This window comes from Halalkalibacter okhensis, from assembly GCF_000787375.1.
Lineage (GTDB): Bacteria > Bacillota > Bacilli > Bacillales > Bacillaceae_D > Halalkalibacter > Halalkalibacter okhensis.
Map to the genome: position 1 here is coordinate 1 of NZ_JRJU01000015.1, position 25333 is coordinate 25333.

Consider the following 25333-nt stretch of genomic DNA (forward strand, 5'->3'; position numbering starts at 1 on the left):
CAGCCTTTTCATTAAATGAAAAAGCTGTTTTTTTTCGATGATTATAAATTCATATATTAAATGAATATTACGAGTATTTACCATCACTCGAACTGGTCTAAATTAATTATGATCATATCCTCTCCTATTTTTTTTACTTGATTCCAATGTACCGTTACTTCTTTATCTTTTTTTCCAAACCCAAACCATTTCATTGTTGGAATGATAAATGCTTCAATTTCACCCGTTTCTTCATTGACTAGCAAATCCGTTTGTCCTAAAATGCCTAGCCGTTCTCCTTTTTGATAATCGATAATCTCTTTGCTGCTTATTTCACTTAGTCTCATCAGATTACCTCCTCGTCCCTCATTAGTAGTAAACTATGAGCAAATAACAAAAAAAAGACCAGACTATTGAAAAATCTGATCTTTTAGGATAGTACCTTTATTGAACTAAGGATTGTGGCAACATACCTGTTGAGTTAATCAAAGAAACAGAAGGCTTTTCTTTCAAAATGGTTGCTGCTAATTGATTTACCTGTGTAAGTGAGACGTTGTCAATCTCATCTACAATTTCATCAAGCGACCGATGTTTTTTTAAAAGCAATTCATTTTTCCCATTACGACTCATTCGGCTATTTGTACTTTCTAAACTTAACATTAAACTTCCTTTTAACTGTTCTTTGCCATTTTTGAGTTCTTTTTCTGTCATTCCTACATCTGCAAGAGTGAAAGCTGTCTCTTGTAAAGCCTTAGTTAAATCATCTAATTGGCTATGGGCTGTAGCAGCATAAATCGTTAACATTCCACTATCTTGATAGGATGAGTGATAAGAAAAAACCGAGTAGCATAACCCTCTTCTTTCGCGAATTTCTTGAAACAATCGGCTACTCATGCTTCCACCTAGTAAATTATTCAGTAAGACAAGAGCATATACATTTTTTTCACCAATCGCTAAACCTGGATACCCGAGACAAAGATGGGCTTGTTCTGTCTCTTTTTTGCGAACAATGGAGGTAGGAGAAAATACAGGTTTCTCATCTTGATGTTGATACGTTGTCGGACTCACATTCGAAAAGGTTTCTTTTAATTGCTCTATCACTTCATCCGTAATATTCCCTGCCACAGAGATAACAACATGATCACCTGTATAGAACCTAGACATATATTCCCTTAAGGAATCCCCATTAAACGTTTCTAGAGTATCGACTGTACCTAATATCGGATACCCAAGTGAGTGACTTTTATAACTCGCCTCACTTAACAAATCATGCACAATGTCATCTGGCGTATCATCTACCATTTTTATTTCTTCAAATACAACATTCTTCTCTTTTTGAAGCTCTACCTCATCAAAAACAGAATTGAAGAACATATCTGCTAATACATCAACAGCATAGCCCGCATGATCATCTAACACTTTTGCGTAATAGCACGTATATTCTTTTGATGTAAAAGCATTTACTTGCCCACCAATGCTATCAAATGATTCAGCAATCTCAGCAGCTGTTCTCGTTTTTGTCCCTTTAAAAAACATGTGCTCTAAAAAATGGGAAATGCCGTTTTCTTCTTTTGTTTCAAAGCGCGAGCCTGTTCCAATCCACACACCAATCGAAACCGAACGTACTGATGAAATATGTTCAGCTAAAATACGAACACCGTTGTCTAGTTCTATTCTTTTAACCACTCTTAATCCCCCTTATTATCATCAAGGGTTACACCTAACATAACTCTTTCTTCAGAGAGTACCTCAGAAACTGTCCCAATCCTATACCCTTTTTCTTGTATTCCGATAATTAAATCTTCTAACCCCTTCGCTGTCGGTTCAGTTGGATGCATTAAGATCATAGCCCCATTGTGTACTTTTGACAGGACACGATTCACCATTTCAGTTGGATTAGGTTTTCTCCAATCTACTGTATCAACTGACCATAAGACCGTTTTCATTCCTTGTTTGTGAGCCTGGTCAACCACCGTTTGATTGTAGCTTCCACTTGGCGGGGCAAACCAATTAGGTGTAACTTCAATTGTTGCTTCTATAACTGAATTTGTTTTTTGTAGCTCTTCGTCAATCCTGCCTACTGTTAATGTATTCATATCTGGATGGGAGTAGGCGTGATTTCCTATCTCGTGGCCTTCTTCAACAAGCATCTTAGCTAGATTTGGATTATTCTTAACCCATGAACCATCTAGAAAAAAAGTTGTATGTAGTTCATGTTTTTTTAATGTTTTCAACATTTCTGGTAGATATTCATTTCCCCAAGCCACATTAACTAAAAACGTGACAACAGGTTTATTTTCATTTCCTTTATAGATAGGGGAAGGGGGAAGATCATCGAGATGAACGTTTGGACTTGTTTCTTTAAAAACGAGTCTATTCTCATCAAATTCATTGAGCTTCTTCATCTTATCATATGAAGCTTCAACGTCAACCTCTAACCCATTATACCCAGGTACTGCTTTCCATACTCTATCTACTCTTGCATCAATCGCAGGTTCTGAATATGACTCTGATCGTGCTACTATTTCCTCGTATAAAGAGTTCTGTTCCTTTAAGACCATTTGACTGTCATGCTTCAATTCACTTATATAGTTCATTGCAAATGGATTTTGGACAGCTCCAATCGATAGGATGACAATGATACAGAACACACCTATATGAATCACATTTTTCTTCATCACCAGTCCCTCCTCCTCTAGTGCGATTGTATGCTAGAGTTGGACAGGTTAGAACGCAAAAGGAGACTAGGATCACTCCCCAGTCCCCTTTTTACCTGTTACTTTTGTGCTTGTTGTTTGCGCTCTTTCTCTTCTTTTAGAATGACTTTACGTGACAGATTTACTCTTCCTTGGTTATCGATCTCAGTTACTCGAACAAGGATTTCATCTCCAAGTTTTACAACATCCTCTACTTTTTCAACGCGTTCTTCTGCTAATTGAGAAATATGAACCAACCCATCTTTCCCTTTAAACAGTTCAACAAATGCACCAAACTTTTCAATGCGTTTGACTTTGCCTAAGTAAGTTTGTCCAACTTCGACTTCACGTACGATATCCTCAATAATAGTACGTGCCTTTTCATTCATCGACATCTCTACAGAAGAAATATAGACTGTTCCATCCTGTTCAATATCAATTTTAACCCCTGTTTCTTCAATGATTTTGTTAATCATCTTCCCACTTGGTCCAATTACATCACGAATTTTATCAGGGTTAATCTTCATTGTCATAATTTTTGGAGCATACGTTGATAATTCAGTACGGTATTCTCCAATAGCAGCAAGCATATTGTCTAAAATAACCATACGGCCTCGTTTGGCTTGCGCTAACGCTTCTTCTAGAATTTCTCGATTAATACCAGAAATTTTAATATCCATCTGTAGAGCCGTAATACCTTCGCGTGTACCGGCTACTTTAAAGTCCATATCCCCTAATGCATCTTCCATACCTTGAATGTCTGTAAGAACAGAGACATGCTCTTCTTGTTTCACAAGCCCCATCGCAATACCTGCTACAGGAGCTTTAATCGGTACTCCTGCATCCATCATTGCAAGAGTACTTGCACAAATACTAGCTTGAGACGTTGAACCGTTAGATTCAAGTACTTCAGAAACTAGTCGAATCGTATATGGAAAATCATTTTCATTAGGTATAACTGGCTCAAGCGCTCTCTCACCTAATGCACCATGTCCAATTTCACGACGACCCGGTCCGCGAATTGGTCCAGTTTCTCCTACACTAAATTGTGGGAAATTATAATGATGCATGAATCTCTTAGATTCTTCAATTCCAAGTCCATCTAATATTTGAACATCACCTAATGCACCGAGTGTACAAATACTTAATGCTTGAGTTTGTCCTCGTGTAAAGAGACCTGACCCGTGAGTACGTGGAAGAAGATCTACTTGTGAAGCAAGTGGACGAATTTCATCAACCTTACGTCCATCTGGGCGAATTTTATCAATCGTGATTAGACGACGTACTTCTTCTTTGACAATCTTATGTAGAACTTCTTTGACATCACCTAAATTTATGTCTTCCCGCTCTTCAAAAGATGCAACCGTTTTTTCTTTAACTGCATCAATTGCTTCTGCACGAGCATGCTTCTCTTGCACTTGAACAGCTTCTTTCAGTTCAGCTTCAGAAAGCTGTCGTACTTCTTGCTCTAAATCACTGTCAACCATCTTTAACTGAACTTCTGCTTTTTCTTTTCCGACAGCTTGAGCAATCTCCTCTTGAAAAGCAATCAATTTCTTAATCTCATCATGACCAAACATTATTGCTTCTAACATTGCTTCTTCCGTTACCTCAGATGCACCAGCTTCAACCATGTTGATAGCTTCCTTCGTACCTGCAACAACAAGATCAATATCGCTTTGCTCTAACTGCTCTGTTGTTGGGTTGATAACGAATTTCCCATCCATACGGCCAACGGTTACACCCGCAATTGGACCATCAAATGGAATATCAGATACACAAAGAGCAAGTGACGAACCAATCATCGCTGCCATTTCAGATGAAGCATTTGGATCTGAACTCATTACAATGCTAATTACTTGCACTTCATTTCTGAAGCCATCAGGAAATAATGGTCTAATCGGACGATCAATTAAACGACTTGTTAATATCGCTCTCTCACTTGGCCTTCCCTCTCTTTTAATGAATCCTCCAGGAATTTTCCCTGCAGCATAGAGACGCTCCTCATAATTCACAGTTAGAGGAAAAAAGTTTAAATCTTTTGGTTCCTTAGAAGCAGTAGCTGTTGATAACACAGCTGTGTCACCATATCTAACGAGCACTGCACCATTAGCTTGTTTAGCTAATTGGCCAGTTTCTACAGTTAGTTCTCGACCAGCCCACTCCATCTTAAATACTTGTTTCGTTTGTTCCATTACGCGTACTCCTCTCGTACACCATTTAGTAATCCAGCTTCATTTATTATTGCCAATTCTGTTGAAAACTAAAAGAATATATAATATTGGTTATTTTTAGTGAAATTACCAATGTTATTAGATCAAGAAAAAAGCGGGAATTTTATCCCGCTTTCATCACGATTATCGGCGTAAACCAAGCTTATCAACTAGGTTACGGTAACGCGTAACATCCTTATTACGTAGGTATGTTAGCAGGTTACGACGTTGCCCTACCATTTTAAGAAGACCACGACGTGAATGGTGATCCTTCTTATGAGTACGTAAGTGCTCATTTAATGTGTTGATTTGCTCTGTTAGGATAGCAACTTGAACCTCTGGAGAACCAGTGTCCGTGTCATGCGTTTTGAATTCAGAGATTAACTCATTCTTACGCTCTTGTGTTAAAGCCATCCTATTCACCTCCCTTTATTCTAATCTCCAATTCCCTAGCAAACGTCGGTGACTCGATCTGCCAAGAAACGGATTCGTACCGTAGTACAAACAATACTATACCTTTTTTTTGAATGAATTGCAAGTCTTCCTGTTTATTCATAGACTTTTGAATTAAGGATAGAGTGTGCTGTCTCTTTATCGAGAGTAATTTGTTTTATCAGCTGATCAATCCCATCAAATTTCTGCTCTGATCTAATGCGGGAAATCCACTGAATCTCTACTTCTGCTCCATAAATATCTTTATCAAATGAAAAAAGGTGGACCTCAATTGTAGGAGTAGCTACTTGTTCTGCGTGAAAGGTTGGTTTATAGCCAACATTACAGACCCCATCATATTCAACTCCGGAAATCGTTAAACGAACTGCATAAACACCTGTTCTTGGAATGATATATCGTTCTCTTGGTTCAACATTTGCTGTTGGAAACCCAATTGTCCTTCCCCTTTTTTCTCCATCAACAACTGTTCCTTTAATGACATAGTCTTCTCCTAAGAGAATCGCAACACTAGATACATCACCTTGTTCTAGCAGCTTTCGTATTTTAGTGGAACTTACCTTCTCATTATTATTTTCATACTTTTCAACAATCGTGGCTTCTAATCGATTACGTGCGTGAAATGGGAGAGTTTCCATGGATCCTTTCCCAAGTGATCCATAAGTAAAGTCAAACCCAGCTACAGCATGTACAACATGTAAACCAATCAAATACTCATCCACAAACTCTTGAGGGGTTAGGCTTGCAAACAAAGGTGTAAATCTAACAACATATAATGTATCAATCCCCAATTTTTCTATTTTGTTTATCTTATCTGGTAATGGCGTTATGTAATTCATCTCTGTCTTTCTCAAGACTTCTTTTGGGTGAGGATGAAAAGTCATAACAGAGGTAGTAGTATTAAGCCTAATAGCAACCTCTTTTGCCTTTTTCATAACTGCTTGGTGCCCCGTATGTACTCCATCAAAATAACCCAAAGCCATCACGGTCTTTTCAGGCTTTAACGTATTTCGATCTATAGGATGTTCTAAATAAATGGTATCCATTAAGAATCCCCTTTTCACTCCTAAATTATTAAGACGACTCGTTTGTCCAAAACATTTTTTCTGGTTTCACAAAACCGTCTTTTGTAGGGTGGCGCTTATAAACAGCTAAACACTCCCCTTTCTTATTATATACGGTAAATCTCAATTGTTCTAACCCTTTCTTTATAGGTAGAACTGATCCATTCTTTATTTGTTGTTCGGTTGCTTCATCTACAATAGTCTTTGGTAAATAATCAACCGCAGTCTCAAATGGAATAAGTTGAGAAAACAATTGCCCGTTTTCCTTGCATTCTTCTAATTGTTCAAACGTTATACTATCCTCAAGTGAATATGGTCCTGAGGATGTACGAATGAGATCGGACATATAAGCAGGATATCCGAGCTTTTGCCCTATATCAACGGCCAAAGTGCGAACATAAGTCCCTTTGCTACAATAAACTCTAAATCGAAATGATGCTGTGCCTTCCTTATAAGATATATCAGTTAATCGGTTTAGAGAATGAATTGTAACATTTCTCTGAGGTCTTTCCACTTCTTTCCCAGCACGGGCATACTCATATAATTTCCTGCCATTCACTTTCACTGCAGAATACATGGGAGGAACTTGAATAATTTCACCTTTAAAGTCATTAAGGACATCATCTAATTCCTCTGTTGTCCATTTATCCGTTATCAACTTTTTTTCAACAACTTCACCACTTGCATCTTCAGTTGTTGTTGAAAATCCAAGCGCCACTTCACCCTCGTACTCTTTTGAATAACCAGACATGTATTCCACTACTTTTGTTGCTTTTCCAATGCAAATAGGCAGGACTCCATTGACATCTGGATCTAGTGTGCCTGTATGTCCAACTTTCCTCGTTTGAAATAGGCGTCTAACCTTCATCACACAATCGTGAGAAGTCATTCCTCTTGGTTTATGTAAAATTAAGATTCCATTTGGATTCATTGCTGTCCCCCCGCTTTTTCATAATTCACAAAAATTTATTCTTACCACATTAAGACAAAAGGGTAGAAGAGCATTTGCCCTCCTACCCTCTTATTATCTATCGTTCATTTTTATTTATATCTTGAAGAAGCGTTTCAATACGATTTCCGTATTCAATCGACTCATCAAACTCAAAGAAAATATCTGGTGTTTTGCGAAGACGAATTCGTTTTCCGATTTCGGAACGAATAAATCCTTTTGCTTTAGATAATGCTTGAAGAGTTGCTTCTTTTTGTTCGTCACTTCCAAGAACTGTAATAAATACTTTTGCTTGCTGAAGATCCCCTGTAACATCTACTCCTGTAACTGTTACAAAACTAACGCGTGGGTCCTTAAGCTCTCGCATAATAATATCACTTAGTTCTTTCTTCATTTGTTCACCGACACGGTGTGCACGAACATTACTCATACTATTCACCTCTGTCCTTTACATTAGAGCCATTCGTAATCAGTAACGGTTCTTTCTATTTTGGGATCACCATCTATAAGAGAAAGTGTCTTTTGCAATTCACGCTCACAAACTGCGCGATCATTGGAAACTGTTACTAACGATAATTCAGCTCGCTGCCAAACATCATGATGATCTGTTTCAGCAACAGAAACGTTAAACCGTTGCTTCAATCTTGTTTGAATACTTTTTAAAACAGAGCGTTTTTCTTTCAGGGATTGAGCATCATAAATGAGGAGTTCAACACGTATGAACCCTATAATCATTTACGCTCAATTTCCTCCATAACATACGCTTCAATGATGTCGCCTTCTTTAATATCATTGTACTTCTCAAGTGTGATCCCACACTCATATCCAGCAGCTACTTCTTTGGCATCATCTTTAAATCGTTTCAATGCATCGATTGAACCCTCATAAATAACAATTCCATCACGAATAAGGCGCACAGTGGAATCTCTAGTTATTTTTCCTTCAGTAACATAAGCTCCAGCAATTGTACCTACTTTTGAAACTTTAAAAGTTGTACGAACTTCCACTTGACCGATAACTTTTTCTTCGAATTCAGGATCAAGCATTCCTTTCATCGCTGCTTCAATTTCATCGATAGCATTATAAATAACGCGATGAAGTCGAACATCTACTTTTTCAGCTTCTGCTGTACGCTTAGCATTTACATCTGGACGCACATTGAAACCAATAATAATCGCATTCGAAGCTGATGCAAGCATTACATCATACTCAGTAATAGCACCCACACCTGTATGAATGATATTAACTTTCACACCTTCTACGTCAATTTTTTCTAATGACCCACGCATGGCTTCAACAGAACCTTGAACGTCCGCTTTAATGATAATGTTAATGTCCTTAACTTCACCTTGTTGAATTTGATTAAACAAGTCATCCAAGCTAACTTTTGAGTTTTCAGCAAGATTTTCCTCGCGCTGACGAGACATACGAGCTTCACCAATTTGACGAGCTTTCTTTTCATCAGCAAACGCTTGGAATTGATCTCCTGCTAGCGGTACTTCATTAAGACCTGTAATCTCAACCGGTGTAGAAGGGCCGACTTCTTTTACGCGACGACCTAGATCATTCACCATCGCACGAACACGTCCAAACGCAGATCCTACAACAATCGGATCTCCGACTTTTAACGTTCCACTTTGTACAAGAAGGGTAGCTACAGCTCCACGACCTTTATCAAGCTCCGCTTCAATAACTGTTCCTTTTCCTAACTTATTAGGATTTGCTTTTAATTCCTCTACTTCTGACACAAGAAGAATCATCTCTAATAACTCATCAATTCCAGTTCCTGCAAGGGCTGACACGTTAACAAAAATCGTATCTCCTCCCCACGCTTCAGGGACAAGTTCAAATTCTGTTAACTCTTGCATTACACGGTCAGGGTTCGCTGCTTCTTTATCAATTTTATTCACAGCTACAATAATAGGTACACCAGCTGCTTTTGCATGACTAATCGCTTCTTTTGTTTGAGGCATAACACCATCATCTGCTGCAACAACCAGAATGGTAATGTCGGTGACTTGAGCTCCACGTGCTCGCATCGTTGTGAATGCTGCGTGCCCAGGTGTATCAAGGAATGTGATTTTCTTCCCACCTGACTCAATTTGGTACGCCCCAATATGTTGCGTAATTCCACCAGCTTCTCCTTCAGTTACTTTTGTATGACGAATGGAGTCAAGCAATGTCGTTTTCCCGTGGTCTACGTGTCCCATAATCGTTACAACTGGTGGTCTCTCTTGTAAGTCTTCCTCGGAATCTTCATCCACATAACTCTCAAAGTCCATTTCATCAATTACAATTTCTTCCTCAACCTCGACACCATAATCACCAGCAATTAGTTCAATAGTGTCTGTGTCTAATTCTTGGTTAATGGTTGCCATTACCCCAAGTGCCATTAATTTTTTAATAATTTCAGAAGGCTCTTTATGTAGTTCCTTCGCAATTTCTCCAACTGTTAGCGAACCAACATACGTAATTTTTTCTGGTAATGGTTTTGGCTTCGGTGGCTCTTGCTTGTGCCCGCCACCTCCACGTTTATTTTGCTGTTTGTTTCCGCGGTTTTGCTGATTTTTGTTATTAGATGGCTTAGCTTGATTACGTTTCCCATCGTTTTTTTGTTGCTTAGGACGATGATCACTTTTTTCTTTGCTTTTTGTAGCTGTTGTCGTAGAGTTGCTGCTACCGCCTGTTAATGTTTCCATCATTTTTTCATCTAAAACCGACATGTGATTCGTAACTGAAAATCCCGATTCCTTTAATTTATCAATGATGACTTTGCTTGCTACGTCCTTTTCTTTTGCATATTCATATATTCGCATTTTTTTCATATACTTACCTCCAGAATCATTGGTCGAGTAATGCGGTCATCTTTTTTGCAAATCCATCATCCATTACTCCAATGACGACTCTCTCCGCTTTTCCGATAGCTTGCCCAAGCGTTGTGCGATCGGACGTAATTCGTACCGGAATGTTGTAATGGCCGCATTTGTCCAATACCTTTTTCTTTGTTTGTTCTGCAGCATCAGAAGATAAGATGACTAACTTAACCGTTTTTCTTCTCACTTCTTTTAACACGAGCTCTTCCCCTGTGACAAGCTTTCTTGCTCGAGCTGCTAATCCGAGTAATGAGATCCATTTCACCATCATTTACGATTCCGTTTACTTGCTTCTTGAAGTTCATCATAAATGTCAGGGTCGACCTTGACTTGCAAATGCCTTGATAATACATCTTTTTTCTTAGCTAATTCAAAGCTTTCATCGTTGTTACTAATATAGGCTCCACGTCCGTTCTTTTTTCCGGTTACATCTACCGACACATCACCTTCTGGCGAACGAACAATTCGAATTAACTCTTGCTTAGGCTTCATTTCATTTGTCACAATACATTTTCGAAGAGGAACTTTACGCTGTTTCATCGGCTCCATCTCCTTCTTTATTCAAGTTCGTCCATATCTGGAACAAATGCATCTTCTTCATTTCCTACAGGAACAAGTTCTTCTTCATCATCTAGTAAACCAAGCTCTCTCGCGTCTGACTCACTTTTAATGTCAATTTTCCACCCTGTTAGCTTTGCTGCTAGCCTTGCATTTTGTCCTCGTTTACCTATCGCAAGAGAAAGTTGATAATCAGGTACAATGACTTGAGTCATTTTTTCTTCTTCATTGACATTTACTTTTAACACTTTAGAAGGGCTAAGAGCGTTTGCGACATATTCTACGGGATCTTCTGACCATCGAACGATGTCAATTTTTTCACCTTTTAGCTCATTAACAATGGTTTGAACTCTTTGTCCCCTAGGGCCAACACATGCGCCTACAGGATCAACTTCAGGATTATCAACATGTACAGCAATCTTCGACCGGTCACCGGCTTCACGAGAGACAGATTTAATTTCGACCGTACCATCATAAATTTCCGGTACTTCAAGTTCAAATAACCTCTTTAAAAGACCTGGATGAGTACGTGAAATTAAAATTTGTGGTCCCTTTGTTGTTTTTTCTACTTTTGTAATGTACGCTTTAATACGATCATTATGTTTGTAGCTTTCATTTGGCATTTGTTCACTCAAAGGTAGAAGGGCCTCCACTTTTCCAAGGTCAACATAAATAAAGCGGTGATCTTGACGTTGTACAATCCCTGTCATAATATCCTCTTCACGATCGATGAAGTCGGAATAAATAATTCCTCTTTCCGCTTCACGAACTCGTTGTGTCACAACTTGTTTCGCCGTTTGTGCAGCAATACGCCCAAAATCTTTTGGCGTTACTTCAATTTCAACAACATCGTCCACTTCATAACTTGGATTTATTTTTTGTGCTTCATCAAGGGAGATTTCAAGACGTGCATCAAACACTTCTTCTACAACTGTTTTCCTTGCAAAAACACGAATTCTTCCATTATCTCGATTGACATCCACTCGCACATTTTGAACTTGATTAAAGTTACGTTTATATCCGGAGATAAGTGCGGCTTCAATCGCCTCAATGATTACTTCTTTTTTTATTCCTTTTTCTCTTTCTAACGTTGCCAATGCATCCATAAAATCACTGTTCATGGAATCTATTTCCCCCTTTCGATGGTCAAGGTAAGCTTTTTTTAGAATATAATAGCTAACCTTGCGTTTGCTACTTTTACGTATGGGATTGTATACACTTTTTTACGAGTTTTGACTTTCACTTCAACTTCTAAATGTTCACCATCAAAATGAACAAGCTTGCCCTCAAATGTCTTTACTCCGTCAACCGGCTCATATGTTGTGACGTGGACATTTTTCCCGACCGCTTTCGTTATATCTTTTTCCTTTTTTAGTGGCCTTTCTGCTCCTGGTGACGATACTTCAAGAAAGTAAGCTTGTTGAATTGGATCAAGCTCATCGAGTTTTTCGCTCAACTTCTCACTTACAACACCACAGTCTTCAAGGTCTACTCCTGTATCTGAGTCGATAAAAATTCGTAAAAACCAATTTGGTCCTTCTTTTTTAAATTCCACCTCTACAAGTTCAAGATTAAGCTCATCTAAAATGGGCGTTACTAATTCACTTGTTATTTCAGTGACTTTCTTACTCATAGTACCCTCCTCGCTGTTCTACTATTTCATGTATGGATAGCGAACCGAATAATGATTAATGATAGTATCTTCAGTTACGCCGCTTGTTTTACTAGAAAAAAGTAGATCGAACAACGAAAGAGTGGGTTTCCCCACTCTTTTGCGTAACATATTCTAAGTATTACCATATAACACAATACCATACTATACAACGCATTGCAACAGCACTAGAGCGGACTAGAACAGTGAAAGCTGATTGGAATCGGGCATTCCCTCTAAACATCCATGCTCATCTAAATGTTCTAAAACGGTCTTCGTTAACTTGCTTCGTTGCTGCAAATCTTCTTTCGAAAGAAATTCGCCATTTTCTCTTGCTTTCACTATATTAAGTGCTGCATTCGTTCCTACCCCTGTCATGGCATTAAATGGTGGTAAGAGTGAATTGTCTTCTACAATAAACTCTGTTGCACTTGAACGATACAGATCCACTTTTTGAAATGAGAATCCTCTTTCGCACATCTCTAATGAAAGTTCAAGAACGGTAAGTACAGACTTTTCCTTAGGAGATGCATCCAATCCCTTTGCGTTAATTTCCTGTACTTTTGCTTTAATAGCAGCAGGTCCTTTAATCATTGTATCTAAATCAAAATCGTCTGCACGAACAGTAAAATAGGAAGCATAATAGAGTATTGGATGGTGCACTTTAAAATAGGCAATTCGAACAGCCATTAAAACATAAGCAGCCGCGTGGGCCTTCGGGAACATGTACTTAATTTTTAAGCATGAACCAATATACCAATCTGGAACATCATGATTTTTCATTTCATCAATCCACTCAGGTTGAAGGCCTTTCCCTTTTCGAACAAACTCCATAATTTTAAAAGCTAAAGAAGGCTCAAGCCCTTTGTAAATCAAATAAACCATTATATCATCACGACAACCAATTACGTCTTTTAATTCACATGTGCCGTTATAAATAAGCTCATTCGCATTATTCAGCCAAACATCCGTACCATGAGATAATCCAGAAATCTGAACTAATTCAGAGAATGTACTCGGTTTTGTCTCTTCAAGCATTTGTCGAACAAATCTTGTTCCAAATTCAGGGATACCGAGTGTTCCTGTCTTACACATGATTTGTTCTTCTGTTACTCCTAATACATCTGGTCCTCCAAAGATCTTCATCACTTCAGGATCATCAGTTGGAATGGTTTTCGGATCTATTCCACTTAAATCTTGAAGCATACGAATAACGGTCGGGTCATCATGCCCCAGTATGTCTAATTTTAACAAATTGTCATGAATCGAATGGAAATCAAAATGGGTGGTCTTCCACTCTGAATTTTTATCATCTGCAGGAAACTGGATGGGGCTAAAATCATGAATGTCCATATAATCAGGAACAACAATAATTCCGCCAGGGTGTTGCCCCGTCGTTCGTTTCACTCCAGTACAACCCGAGACAAGTCGATCAATTTCTGCCCCTCTCATATGAAGGTCATGATCGCCTTGATACCCTTTGACATAACCGTAGGCTGTTTTTTCAGCAACCGTACCAATTGTACCTGCACGATATACATACTCTTCACCGAACAATTCCTTTGTATAATGATGGGCACGTGGTTGATACTCCCCAGAGAAGTTTAAATCGATATCGGGAACTTTGTCTCCTTTAAAGCCTAAAAACGTTTCAAACGGGATATCTTGTCCATCTTTTATATAAGCTGCCCCACATTCAGGGCAATCTTTATCCGGTAAATCAAATCCTGAACCGACAGATCCATCATCAAAAAAATGAGAGTGATGGCAGTTAGGACATACATAATGCGGCGGAAGCGGGTTAACCTCCGTAATTTCAGTTAATGTTGCTACTAATGATGAACCAACCGACCCCCGTGAACCAACTAGGTAGCCATCAATTAAAGACTTCTTCACGAGTTTATGAGAAATTAAATATATAACAGCAAATCCGTGTCCAATAATACTCTTTAGCTCTTTCTCAATTCGAGCTTCAACAATTTCTGGCAATTCTTCTCCATAAATACTTTTTGCCATGCTATAACTCATTTCCCTAATTTCATCATCCGCACCTTCAATTTTAGGAGTATATAAATCATCTGGAATTGGATGTATTTCGTCAATGAGATTCGCAACCTTCTGAGTATTCGTGACGACAACTTCTTTCGCCTTCTCCTCACCTAAAAATGCAAAAGCGTCCAACATTTCATCTGTTGTACGGAAATGGACCTCAGGCAATGTTTGTTTATTAAGTGGATTAGCTCCACCTTGTGATGCAATTAATATTTTTCGGTAAATATAATCTTCTTTGTGTAAATAATGAGCATTTCCAGTTGCAACAACTGGCTTATTTAGCTTTTCTCCGAGCTTAACAATATTTGAGACAATTTCCTCTAATGCCGCATCACTTTTCACTAACTCTTTTTCTATTAAATGTTGATATGTTGCCAATGGCTGAATTTCGATGTAATCATAGAATTTCGCAATTTCTTCGACTTCATCCGCTGACTTTTGCATCATACCTTCAAAAACCTCGCCTTTATCACAGGCAGAACCAATTAATAAACCATTGCGATGCTTTTGGAGCTGTGACCTTGGAATTCTTGGCGTTCGGAAGAAATATTCTAAATGTGACATTGACACAAGTTGATAAAGATTTTTCAAACCCTCTTGTGTTTGCGCTAAAATGGTACAATGCGCGGGGCGCTGGCGATGGAAATTTCCTTGTCCCATATGTTCATTTAATTGATTATGATACGTTATATCACGCTCATTGGCATCTTTCACCATTTTCCATAGCAAGTAACCCGTTGCTTCAGCATCATAAATAGCTCGGTGATGACTGACTAGCTCAATATCAAACTTTTTACAGAGTGTATTAAGTCGATGGTTTTTCAACTCTGGGTATAGGAAACGACCTAACTCTAACGTGTCAATAACTGGGTTCTTCGCTTCCCCTAGACCAATTTTCTGATAGCCGACGTTTAAAAACCCCATATCAAAGCTAGCGTTATGCGCTACCAAAATGCCATCCCCAACAAACTCTTTAAAATCACGAAGAACATCAGCAACTTCTGGCTGACCTTTAACCATGTCATCTGTGATTCCAGTTAATTCAATAATGGTATTCGTTAACGGTTCATGTGGATCTGCAAATGATTCAAAGCGATCAATGATTTCCCCGCCTTTGATTTTGACAGCGGCAAGTTCGATAATGGTGTTATACACAGCTGACAAACCTGTTGTTTCAACGTCAAAGACAATATATTCATCTTCCATTAATAAACGGTGAGCTTCGTTGTAGGCAATTGGCACACCATCATCGACCAGGTTGGCTTCAATTCCATATAATATCTTGATTCCGTGTTTCTTTCCAGATGAGTAGGCTTCAGGAAACGATTGAACAACCCCATGATCCGTAATGGCTACTGCTGGGTGACCCCATTTGGCAGCTTGTTCAACATATCTACCTGCAGAAACAATGCCATCCATTTGACTCATCGTTGTATGCAAGTGTAGTTCCACCCGTTTTTCTTCTTCTGCTGCAGCATCACTTCGTTCAACAGGATTTAGTTGATTGACATCATTTCCGATCATCACTAGATCACGTACAAATGTATCATTTTGAATCCCGCCGCGAACTTTCACCCACATTCCTTTTTTAATAGCTTGAAGAAGCGGGACATCTTCCTTGTCTCTTGAAAACATTTTTATAAGGATCGAATCCGTGTAATCAGTAATTTTAAAAGTTAATAACGTTCTTCCACTTCTTAACTCTCTTGTTTCTGCGTCAAATACGTAACCCTGGACAGTGACACGACGTTCCTCGTCAACGATCGCTTCAAGTGGCATAGGCTCATCTTTTATTGGATACCCAATAACCAAAGGTTTGCCACTAAGCTCTTTTTCTGCTTGTTGTTCGTTTTTCTTCTTCTCTAAAATAGCCTCGACCACTTTCGAATGGTCTTCTTGTTCTCGCTTCTCAACAAACTTCTCAAACTCCTGTTTTGATTCATGAATATGCGTATCAAAATGGACAGGCGGCAAACTAAGTTGAACGAGTGTTGACTGAAAAGGTTCAGATAACTTCCTTTTTAAAGCAACCGCTTCTGTTTCATTCCTCACTTGAATAACAAGTCTTTTCCCATCGTATTTTGGTGTTTGTTTCTTTAATAAATCACGAATACCGTCTGAGATCTGAGATAACTTTGAAATAATTAGTGGCCAGTAATCAATCCACTCCGACTCCTCTAGCTGAAGGCGTTGATAATGAAAAGTAAACGAAGCAGCAGCAATATGCTCAAACGTTCCTCTTAATCTCTCAGTAAATAATTCGTACACTTGAGCTGGTACAACAACAGGTAATTCTATATGAAAATGCCACGCTTTTTTTTCTTTTGAGATCACTAATTTTCTAATTAGCGCCCCTTGAAAATGTGTCTCCACTATTTGATCGGGCATTTGTAACTGTTGGAGAAGCAACTGTAGTCGTTCCTTACGTATTTGTTCATCTTGTGACATCCAAACAACCTCCCCACTATTCAATCTATCCTCTATTATAATTGATTTTTTTCTACATGAAAAGAGATGGTACCTCATTGACATGAGATACCATTTTAACATAAATATAAAACTGTAGGTTACTTACTCAGCTTTTTTAACGTATCAAGTAAGTCAGAGATATGGACTTCAATCATTTCCCCAGTTTTTCTTATTTTCAACTCGACAATTCCTTCAGCGGCTTTTTTCCCAACTCCTATACGAATTGGTAAACCTAACAAGTCGGAATCCTTAAATTTCACCCCTGCACGTTCAGGGCGATCATCAAACAAAACATCATATCGCTCTTGTTTTAATGTTTGATACAACTCTTCTCCAAGATTTCTTTGACCTTCATCTTTCACATTAATCGTAACAAGATGTAAATCAAATGGTGCAACAGAGGCAGGCCATACAATTCCATTCTCATCATGGTGCTGTTCAACAATCGCAGCAACCGTTCTAGAAACACCGATACCGTAACAACCCATTATCAACGATTGCGTTTTACCATTTTCATCTAAGAAAGTTGCCCCAAGAGCTTCACTGTATTTTGTACCCAGTTTAAATACATGCCCCACTTCTATTCCCTTGGCAAATTGAATCGTTCCCTTTCCATCTGGAGACGGATCCCCTTCTTGAATTAGACGAAGATCTTCATAACCAGCTACAGCAAAATCTCGACCTGGATTCACATTTTTATAATGCTTATCCTTTTCATTTGCACCGCATACACCGTTTGTAACAAATTCAACAGCGTGATCAGCAATGATCTTTACAGAATTAGGTACATCAATTGGTCCAATATAGCCTGTTTCACAACCCAAAATACGAGCTGTTTGTTCTGGAGTAGCTAATTCAACAACTGCTTTTCCAAGAACATTGCCTACTTTAACCTCATTTACTTCATGATCTCCACGTACAAGAACAAGCACAGGCTCTTCGTTCACAATAAAAAGAAGCGATTTAATCGTTTCATTTGAATTCACCTGTAAAAATGATGTAAGGTCAGCAATCGTCTTCGTGTTTGGTGTGTCAACCTTTTCAAGTTCTAAAGGATCTGCAGATGCTTTTTCATACTTCGCGTGGACAGGAGCAATTTCAATATTTGCTGCAAAATCGGATTGATCAGAATAAGCAATCGTATCTTCACCAATTTCACTTAAAACCATAAATTCATGTGTGTCCGTACCACCAATGGCTCCTGAATCAGCCTCCACTGCCCGGAAGTCAAGCTCACATCGCGAGAAAATATTTTGGTAAGCGGAGTACATATCTTGATAGCTTTTATCGAGCCCTTCTTGTGAAGTATCAAACGAATATGCATCCTTCATTATGAATTCACGTGAACGTAGAACCCCAAATCTAGGTCTTCTTTCATCACGATATTTCGTTTGAATTTGATACAAATTCATCGGAAGCTTTTTATAAGACTTCACGTCATCACGAACAAGAGTCGTAATCACTTCTTCATGGGTCGCACCAAGTACGAAGTCACGATCATGTCGATCTTTTAACCTCATTAGCTCTGGACCATAGTCACCTAAACGACCTGATTCTTCCCAAAGTTCAGCAGGCTGAATAGCTGGCATAAGTACTTCTTGCCCTCCAGCTTCATCCATTTCACTACGAATGATCTCTTCAACTTTTCTTAGTACCTTTTTCCCTAAAGGTAAGTAGGAATAGATTCCAGAAGCTGTTTGGCGAATGAGTCCTGATCTAAGCATAAGTTGATGACTTTTAATTTCTGCATCAGCCGGTACGTCCCGTAATGTAGGTGTTAAATAATTCCTTTGTCTCATTGTTTAAGTCCTTTCCAACTCATCTTTTAAACTACATGAAAAATTTATTAATATCGTTCCAAGTAACAACGATCATTAAGAGCATAAGCAAAGCAAATCCAATAAAGTGGACAAGCCCTTCTTTTTGCGGGTCCATCGGCTTACCCCTTACTGCTTCTAGACCAATAAAGATTAGTCGTCCACCATCCATTGCTGGAATAGGTAGTAAATTTATTATTCCTAAGTTGACACTAAGCGCTGCTGCCCATTGCATTAAAACAAAGATTCCCATCGCCGCAGCTTCTCCTGTGTAATTATAAATTCCAACAGGACCCGCAACATAATCTAAAGAGAAGTTCCCCGTTACAATCATGCCTAGCACTTCAAAAATCATCGTCATGAACATATAGGTTTGTGTAAATCCAAAAATAATGGAACCCATTAAGGAAAATTCTGTTGGACGAGCAATTCCTACAAACCCTTCTGGTTCACCAAATTGTCCCACTCTCTCATCTGGCGTGACAGGGATTGTCAAGGTTTGACCACTACGCTCGACCTCGAAAACAATTGACTCGTTAGGATGTTGCTGAATAATAGCCGTCATTTCTTCCCAGTTATCAATTGGTTGACCATCTATTGAAAAAACTTGATCTCCTTCTTGTAAACCTGCTTCTAAAGCAGCACTATCTGGTGTGACATCACCAATACGTGCTTCATCTACAGGCATTCCTTGGAACAAAGCGAACGCGATCAAAATCACAACAGCTAAAATAAAATTCATCATTGGTCCCGCGAAAATTGCTAGAGCTCGTTGACCAACTGTCTTAGAGCCAAATTGACGATTCCAAGGAGCGATTTGGGTTTCTTGCTCATCTTGTACAAGCACCGCTTGTTCGTCAACTTGATATTGAATTCGTTCACCTTCGTCGTTATACGCTTCAATTATAAGCTTATGCTCTAAATCTATTTTTTCAACTTGTACGACAAGTGCTTCAGGATGTTTCGACTTGTTGTTAACAATAACTTTACTTACTTTTCTTGCAGCATTAAAGACAAGACCAATCTCATAACCTGGCTTAATATCAATCATTTCAGGATCTTCGCCAGCCATTCGAACAAAACCACCTATTGGAAGTAGACGAATGGTATACACTGTTTCATTACGTTTAAATGAAAAAATCTTAGGTCCAAACCCAATTGCAAATTCCCGACATAAAATACCTGCCCTTTTAGCAAAGTATAAATGCCCCCATTCGTGAATGAAAACAAGTAGTCCAAAAATAATTATGACTGATATTAACGTATTCATCAGTTAATCGTCCACCTTTCTTATTTGATGGTAGAGTGGATAAAAGCCCTCGTCTCGGCATCAACTTTTATAATTTCTTCTAATGTCGGCTTTTTAATTACGGTATGGCTTTCAAGAGCTTGTTCAATGACATGCTCAATTTCTAGGAAAGAGAGTCTTCCTTCTAAGAAGCAAGCCACGGCTATTTCATTTGCTGCGTTTAAGACCGTAGGCATGGTTCCTCCAACCTTACCTGCTTCATACGCAAACTTTATGCAGCGAAATCTCTCCATATCAAGCTTTGTGAAGTGTAATAAGCCAATTTCCCATAAATGTAATCGTTCATTTGTAATCGATTCAAATCGCTTTGGATATGTGAGCGCATATTGAATCGGTACGCGCATATCCGGGGTTCCTAATTGTGCAATGACACTTCCGTCTATGTACTCTACCATTGAGTGAATTATACTTTCCTTATGTAATACGACATCAATTTGTTCATACGGAATATTAAATAACCAGTGAGCTTCAATGACTTCCAAGCCTTTATTCATCATCGTTGCTGAATCAATCGTAATCTTTGCACCCATTGACCAATTTGGGTGATTTAGGGCTTCACGGACGGTAACGCCTTCTAATTCATCACGTGATCTCTCACGAAAACTTCCTCCTGAAGCTGTTAAAATTAACCGATCTACTTCTTTTATGTTTTCCCCATTTAATGCTTGAAAAATAGCAGAATGCTCACTATCCACTGGAATCAGAGAAACATTATAACGCCTCGCTTCTTCTGTAACAATATGACCAGCCGTAACTAATGTTTCTTTATTAGCAATAGCTATCGTCTTCCCTGCCTTAATTGCGGCTAGAGTAGGTGACAAGCCCACACTTCCAAGAACAGCATTGACGAGTATATCAGATTTAGGTGCTGTAGCCACCTCTTCTAACCCCTCCGTTCCAAAAACAACTCTTGTTTTGTTAGGAACTTTATGAATTAGTTTATCATAATCTTCTTTCGTTTGTACTGATAAAAGTGCTGGAATAAATTCATGAACTTGCTGTAATGCAAGTTCAATATTTTTTCCAACTGACATCGATTCTAATGTAAAATGTTCTGGATGTTTACGAATCACATCTAGCGTTTGTGTTCCGATTGAACCCGTAGCCCCTAACAAACTTATATGCTTCACATTTTCACCTACTAATATTAAAGTCAATTCCTTTTTATCTCTGTTAGATTAGCTGAAGCAAATGTAAGATTGGCATAACATATATTAAACTGTCAAACCGATCTAAAATTCCCCCATGCCCAGGTAGAACATTCCCGGAATCCTTAACAGAGTAATGTCTTTTTAACGCAGATTCAACCAAATCACCTAACTGCCCAAATACGGAAGCAACTAGAATTACCATTATTGCCGTTATATAACTAGGGAATATAGGAAAATAAGCATAAAAGACTAATCCTACAATCACAGCAGCTATTATGCCGCCTATTGAGCCTTCAATGGTTTTTTTCGGACTTATATCAGGCCACAGCTTATTTTTCCCCCATTTACGTCCGACAAAGTAAGCACCTGAATCCGTTGTCCAAATTAAAAGCAAAACAAAAAATACAAGATACAATCCATAGTCAGGTATTTCTCTTGTCATAATTAAGTAATGAAACCCAAAACCCACATATACAGATGAAAGGATGACAAAACCAACTTGATCAAATGTAAAAGTGTTTTTCGTTATGACTGTAAACATGAGCAATACTAAAATAACAAAAATAAATATTTCTACTTTGGTAAAATGAAACGGAACAACTTGTTCAAACCAGTTTGTTGGAACAAGAAGTAACCACATCGATAATAGACTTATAATTCCCATAACCGAAATAGGTGCTATTCTCTTCATTTTTAGAAGTTCCACCATAGCTAGTGAAGCCAAAACTGATATAAACAAGGAGAATACCCAACCTCCAAGCCAGACCATTGTAACGAAAACAGCTCCACCTACGATCCCGGTAACAATTCTTTGTTTCATATTCCTTCGCCCCTTTTAAACGCCACCGTATCTCCGCGCTCTTTTTTGATAGACGGCAATGGCTTCTACTAGGTGCTTTTCGTTAAAATCAGGCCATAGAACATCTGTAAACCAAAATTCACTATACGCCACTTGCCAAAGCATAAAATTACTCAGTCGTAGTTCTCCGCTCGTTCGAATAAGAAGATCTGGATCTCGCAACTCTGCAGTCATCAAATGCTCTGTAAGAACCGATTCATCAATTTCAGCAGGGTGTAATGTTCCGCTTTCTACTTGCTGGGCAATCTCTTTGACTGCATTTATTAATTCAAAACGACTTCCATAATTAAGAGCAAAATTTAATACAAGTCCCGTGTTGTTTTCTGTCTCTCTTACTGCTTTTGAAACAGCCTTTTTCGTATGTTCTGGTAATTTTTCAATACTCCCCATTAAACGCACCTTCACATTTTTTTCAATCAATGTTGGTAATTCCTTATTAAGAAAACGTTCAGGCAACTTTAATAAATAGTCCACTTCCGTCTTTGGACGTTTCCAGTTTTCTGTTGAAAATGCGTATAATGTTAAGATTTCAACTCCAAGATCATCCGCTTTGCGAACGATTTTGTTAATGACTTTCATACCTTCTCGATGTCCAGCAATCCGTGGCAAACCTTTCTGTTTTGCCCAGCGTCCATTTCCATCCATTATTATAGCTATGTGCTTAGGGACATTTATATCATCTATATCTTTGCTTTTCTCTTGCGATGACATAGTTGATTTCCATTTTGATAACTTTTCAAGCATGTTCGCGCCCTCCATCTATGTAAGCAGCAGGTTCATCTTCATTTAGCATTGCCTTTTTTTCGAAGACTCATAACCACTAAGAAAGTGTAAAAAACCCCCTAGAATAAAAGAGGGTCTTTTACTATGTCTATTTTACATGGAACTAGCTTACACTTCCATGATTTCTTTTTCTTTCTTTTCTGCTACCTCATCTACTTGCGCAATGCTTTTATCTGTCAATTTTTGAACGTCATCAGTACTACGACGAAGCTCGTCTTCTGTCATTTCGCCATCTTTTTGACGCTTCTTTAAGTCATCATTGGCATCACGACGCACATTACGTACCGCTACCTTCGCATCTTCAGCTGCTTTTTTAACTAACTTAACAAGGTCCTTACGGCGTTCTTCCGTTAATGGCGGAATCTGAATACGGATAACCGTTCCATCATTTGATGGTGTTAAGCCAAGGTCAGCCATTTGAATCGCTCGTTCGATATTGGCAATCGATGACTTATCAAATGGTTGGATCGTAAGTAATCTTGCTTCAGGTACTGAAATCGTTGCTAGTTGATTTAATGGTGTTTCAGCACCATAGTACTCAACTGTTACACGATCAAGTAGCGCTGGATTCGCACGTCCTGCTCTTAATTTAGCTAATTCGCGGTTTAAAGCTTCAATTGCTTTTGCCATACGTTGTTCGGCATCTTTTTTTACTTCAGCTGACATTATGAGTTCCCCCTTACTAATGTACCAATTTCTTCACCTAATACTGCTCGTTTAATATTGCCTTCTTCCATAATAGAGAAAACGATTAATGGAATGTCATTATCCATACATAAAGAAGAAGCCGTCGAATCCATTACCGCTAGCCCCTCTTTAAGAACATCCATGTAAGAGATTTTCGTGTATTTTTTCGCATTCGCATCGACCGACGGATCCGCACTATAAACACCATCTACTTTATTTTTCGCCATTAAGATTACTTCTGCTTCAATTTCAGCTGCTCTTAATGCAGCTGTCGTATCTGTTGAGAAATAAGGATTTCCAGTTCCAGCAGCAAAAATAACTACACGTTTCTTTTCTAAATGGCGGATCGCCTTACGTCGGATGTACGGTTCTGCAACTTGACGCATCTCAATCGATGTTTGAACTCTCGTTTCACACCCAATATCCTCTAGACTATCTTGTAGAGCTAAAGAATTCATAACTGTTGCTAACATGCCCATATAGTCAGCCGTTGCACGATCCATACCTTTAGCACTTCCAGCCATTCCACGCCAAATGTTGCCACCGCCAACTACAACAGCTACCTCTACTTGAAGCTCCACAATTTCTTTAATTTGTTTCGCTACAGATTGAATAACAATCGGGTCAATTCCATACCCTTGTTCTCCCGCTAACGCTTCACCACTTAGCTTTAATATTACTCGTTTATATGTTTGCATGAAAACCCTCCGGCATGAGTTGAAGTTGTTGTATCCTCTTTGAAAAAAGGGACACACTGTGCCCCTACTCGCAAAAAATTTACTTCTTAACTTGAGACATTACTTCTTCAGCAAAGTTATCTTCGCGCTTTTCCATGCCTTCTCCAACTTCATAACGGATAAAGCTTTTCACAGAAGCACCTTTATTTTGAACGTATTTACCTACTTTTTGATCGCCATCTTTAACAAATGGTTGATCTAGTAGACATACTTGCTCAAAATATTTAGAAAGACGGCCTTCTACCATTTTTTCAACGATATTTGCAGGCTTGCCTTCGTTTAATGCTTGTTGAGTTAAAACTTCACGCTCACGCTCAACTTCTTCTTGTGACACTTCATCACGAGATACATATGTTGGGTTAATTGCAGCCACATGCATTGCAACGTCTTTTGCAAGCTCAGCATCAGTTGATCCACCTACTACTGAAAGGACACCAATACGTCCTCCCATATGTAGATATTCACCGAATGCATCGCCATCTTCTTTTTCTACTACTTCAAAACGACGCAAAGAAATTTTTTCTCCAATTTTTGCAATAGAAGCATTGATGTATTCTTGAACAGATTGTCCATCTGCAAATGGTTGCTCTAGAGCTTCTTCTACAGATGCAGGAGTGTTAGAGATAAGGTGTGAAGCTAGGTCTCCAACTAGTTTTTGGAAGTTCTCGTTTTTAGCTACGAAGTCTGTTTCAGAGTTAACTTCAACGATAACTGCTTTGTTTCCTTCAGACTTTACAAGAGCAAGACCTTCAGCCGCTACACGATCAGCTTTCTTTGCAGCACTTGCAATTCCTTTTTCACGAAGGAAATCTACCGCTTTCTCCATATCACCATTCGTTTCAGTTAATGCCTTCTTACAATCCATCATTCCTGCGCCAGTTTTTTCGCGCAACTCTTTTACCATACTTGCTGTTACAGCCATTCAAAACGCCTCCTTAATAGTGTCAGTATGTACACGTACACAAACGTATAAACAAAAATTACTTTTGAAAAGTAATCAAATTTACAAAAAAAGATGGCAAAAGGGTAATCCCCC

23 protein-coding genes are annotated in these 25333 nt (G+C 38.6%); all 23 read right to left on the bottom strand.

The annotated features are described in order from the left end of the window. Positions 1-83 precede the first annotated feature (83 nt). Positions 84-326, bottom strand: a complete 243-nt coding sequence (locus LQ50_RS12020) for a YlmC/YmxH family sporulation protein (RefSeq protein WP_034629539.1) — start codon at positions 324-326, stop codon at positions 84-86. A gap of 97 nt (positions 327-423) precedes the next feature. Further along, positions 424-1665 carry a M16 family metallopeptidase gene (locus LQ50_RS12025; RefSeq protein ID WP_034629542.1) on the bottom strand — a complete coding sequence of 414 codons (1242 nt, stop codon included), beginning with the start codon at positions 1663-1665 and terminating at the stop codon, positions 424-426. A gap of 2 nt (positions 1666-1667) precedes the next feature. Further along, on the bottom strand, positions 1668-2657 hold the full coding sequence (locus LQ50_RS12030; protein ID WP_034629544.1) for a polysaccharide deacetylase family protein: 990 nt from the start codon (positions 2655-2657) through the stop codon (positions 1668-1670). 98 nt (positions 2658-2755) lie between these two features. Next, positions 2756-4870, bottom strand: a complete 2115-nt coding sequence (gene pnp / locus LQ50_RS12035; RefSeq protein WP_034629547.1) for a polyribonucleotide nucleotidyltransferase — start codon at positions 4868-4870, stop codon at positions 2756-2758. A gap of 162 nt (positions 4871-5032) precedes the next feature. Next, a complete protein-coding gene (gene rpsO, locus LQ50_RS12040) occupies positions 5033-5302 on the bottom strand; it encodes a 30S ribosomal protein S15 (protein WP_034629550.1) in 270 nt (89 codons plus the stop codon). A 134-nt stretch (positions 5303-5436) separates the two neighbouring features. Beyond that, positions 5437-6384 carry a bifunctional riboflavin kinase/FAD synthetase gene (gene ribF / locus LQ50_RS12045; protein ID WP_034629553.1) on the bottom strand — a complete coding sequence of 316 codons (948 nt, stop codon included), beginning with the start codon at positions 6382-6384 and terminating at the stop codon, positions 5437-5439. Between the two features lie 28 nt (positions 6385-6412). Beyond that, positions 6413-7333, bottom strand: a complete 921-nt coding sequence (gene truB / locus LQ50_RS12050) for a tRNA pseudouridine(55) synthase TruB (RefSeq protein ID WP_034629556.1) — start codon at positions 7331-7333, stop codon at positions 6413-6415. A 97-nt stretch (positions 7334-7430) separates the two neighbouring features. Continuing rightward, positions 7431-7781 (bottom strand): 30S ribosome-binding factor RbfA, encoded by a 351-nt coding sequence (rbfA, locus tag LQ50_RS12055; protein WP_034629559.1) that lies wholly within the window; start codon positions 7779-7781, stop codon positions 7431-7433. Between the two features lie 23 nt (positions 7782-7804). Continuing rightward, entirely contained in the window at positions 7805-8086 is a 282-nt protein-coding gene (locus LQ50_RS12060) for a DUF503 domain-containing protein (protein ID WP_202595376.1), read from the bottom strand. Beyond that, on the bottom strand, positions 8083-10176 hold the full coding sequence (gene infB, locus LQ50_RS12065; RefSeq protein WP_034629562.1) for a translation initiation factor IF-2: 2094 nt from the start codon (positions 10174-10176) through the stop codon (positions 8083-8085). Before infB ends, LQ50_RS12060 begins: the two co-directional genes overlap by 4 nt. A gap of 16 nt (positions 10177-10192) precedes the next feature. Continuing rightward, positions 10193-10495, bottom strand: coding sequence for a YlxQ family RNA-binding protein (locus LQ50_RS12070; protein WP_034629565.1), 303 nt, complete (start codon positions 10493-10495; stop codon positions 10193-10195). Further along, entirely contained in the window at positions 10492-10764 is a 273-nt protein-coding gene (gene rnpM, locus LQ50_RS12075; RefSeq protein WP_034629568.1) for an RNase P modulator RnpM, read from the bottom strand. Before rnpM ends, LQ50_RS12070 begins: the two co-directional genes overlap by 4 nt. A 17-nt stretch (positions 10765-10781) precedes the next feature. Beyond that, positions 10782-11903, bottom strand: a complete 1122-nt coding sequence (gene nusA / locus LQ50_RS12080; protein WP_034629570.1) for a transcription termination factor NusA — start codon at positions 11901-11903, stop codon at positions 10782-10784. A 41-nt stretch (positions 11904-11944) separates the two neighbouring features. After that, entirely contained in the window at positions 11945-12415 is a 471-nt protein-coding gene (rimP, locus tag LQ50_RS12085; protein ID WP_034629573.1) for a ribosome maturation factor RimP, read from the bottom strand. A gap of 216 nt (positions 12416-12631) precedes the next feature. Further along, the gene (locus tag LQ50_RS12090) at positions 12632-16933 is read right to left on the bottom strand and encodes a PolC-type DNA polymerase III (protein WP_034629575.1); all 4302 of its coding nucleotides are present in this window, start codon (positions 16931-16933) and stop codon (positions 12632-12634) included. A 119-nt stretch (positions 16934-17052) separates the two neighbouring features. Continuing rightward, entirely contained in the window at positions 17053-18753 is a 1701-nt protein-coding gene (locus LQ50_RS12095) for a proline--tRNA ligase (protein ID WP_034629577.1), read from the bottom strand. A gap of 31 nt (positions 18754-18784) precedes the next feature. Next, entirely contained in the window at positions 18785-20041 is a 1257-nt protein-coding gene (gene rseP / locus LQ50_RS12100) for an RIP metalloprotease RseP (protein WP_034629579.1), read from the bottom strand. Positions 20042-20061: 20 nt separating this feature from the next. After that, positions 20062-21210, bottom strand: coding sequence for a 1-deoxy-D-xylulose-5-phosphate reductoisomerase (locus LQ50_RS12105; protein ID WP_034629581.1), 1149 nt, complete (start codon positions 21208-21210; stop codon positions 20062-20064). Between the two features lie 43 nt (positions 21211-21253). Next, positions 21254-22051 carry a phosphatidate cytidylyltransferase gene (locus LQ50_RS12110; protein ID WP_034629584.1) on the bottom strand — a complete coding sequence of 266 codons (798 nt, stop codon included), beginning with the start codon at positions 22049-22051 and terminating at the stop codon, positions 21254-21256. A 15-nt stretch (positions 22052-22066) separates the two neighbouring features. Then, positions 22067-22834 carry an undecaprenyl pyrophosphate synthase gene (gene uppS / locus LQ50_RS12115; protein ID WP_034629586.1) on the bottom strand — a complete coding sequence of 256 codons (768 nt, stop codon included), beginning with the start codon at positions 22832-22834 and terminating at the stop codon, positions 22067-22069. A gap of 147 nt (positions 22835-22981) precedes the next feature. After that, positions 22982-23539 (bottom strand): ribosome recycling factor, encoded by a 558-nt coding sequence (gene frr, locus LQ50_RS12120; protein ID WP_034629588.1) that lies wholly within the window; start codon positions 23537-23539, stop codon positions 22982-22984. Next, entirely contained in the window at positions 23539-24258 is a 720-nt protein-coding gene (pyrH, locus tag LQ50_RS12125) for a UMP kinase (protein ID WP_034629591.1), read from the bottom strand. Before pyrH ends, frr begins: the two co-directional genes overlap by 1 nt. 79 nt (positions 24259-24337) lie before the next feature. Further along, the gene (gene tsf / locus LQ50_RS12130) at positions 24338-25219 is read right to left on the bottom strand and encodes a translation elongation factor Ts (protein WP_034629593.1); all 882 of its coding nucleotides are present in this window, start codon (positions 25217-25219) and stop codon (positions 24338-24340) included. Positions 25220-25333: the final 114 nt, after the last annotated feature.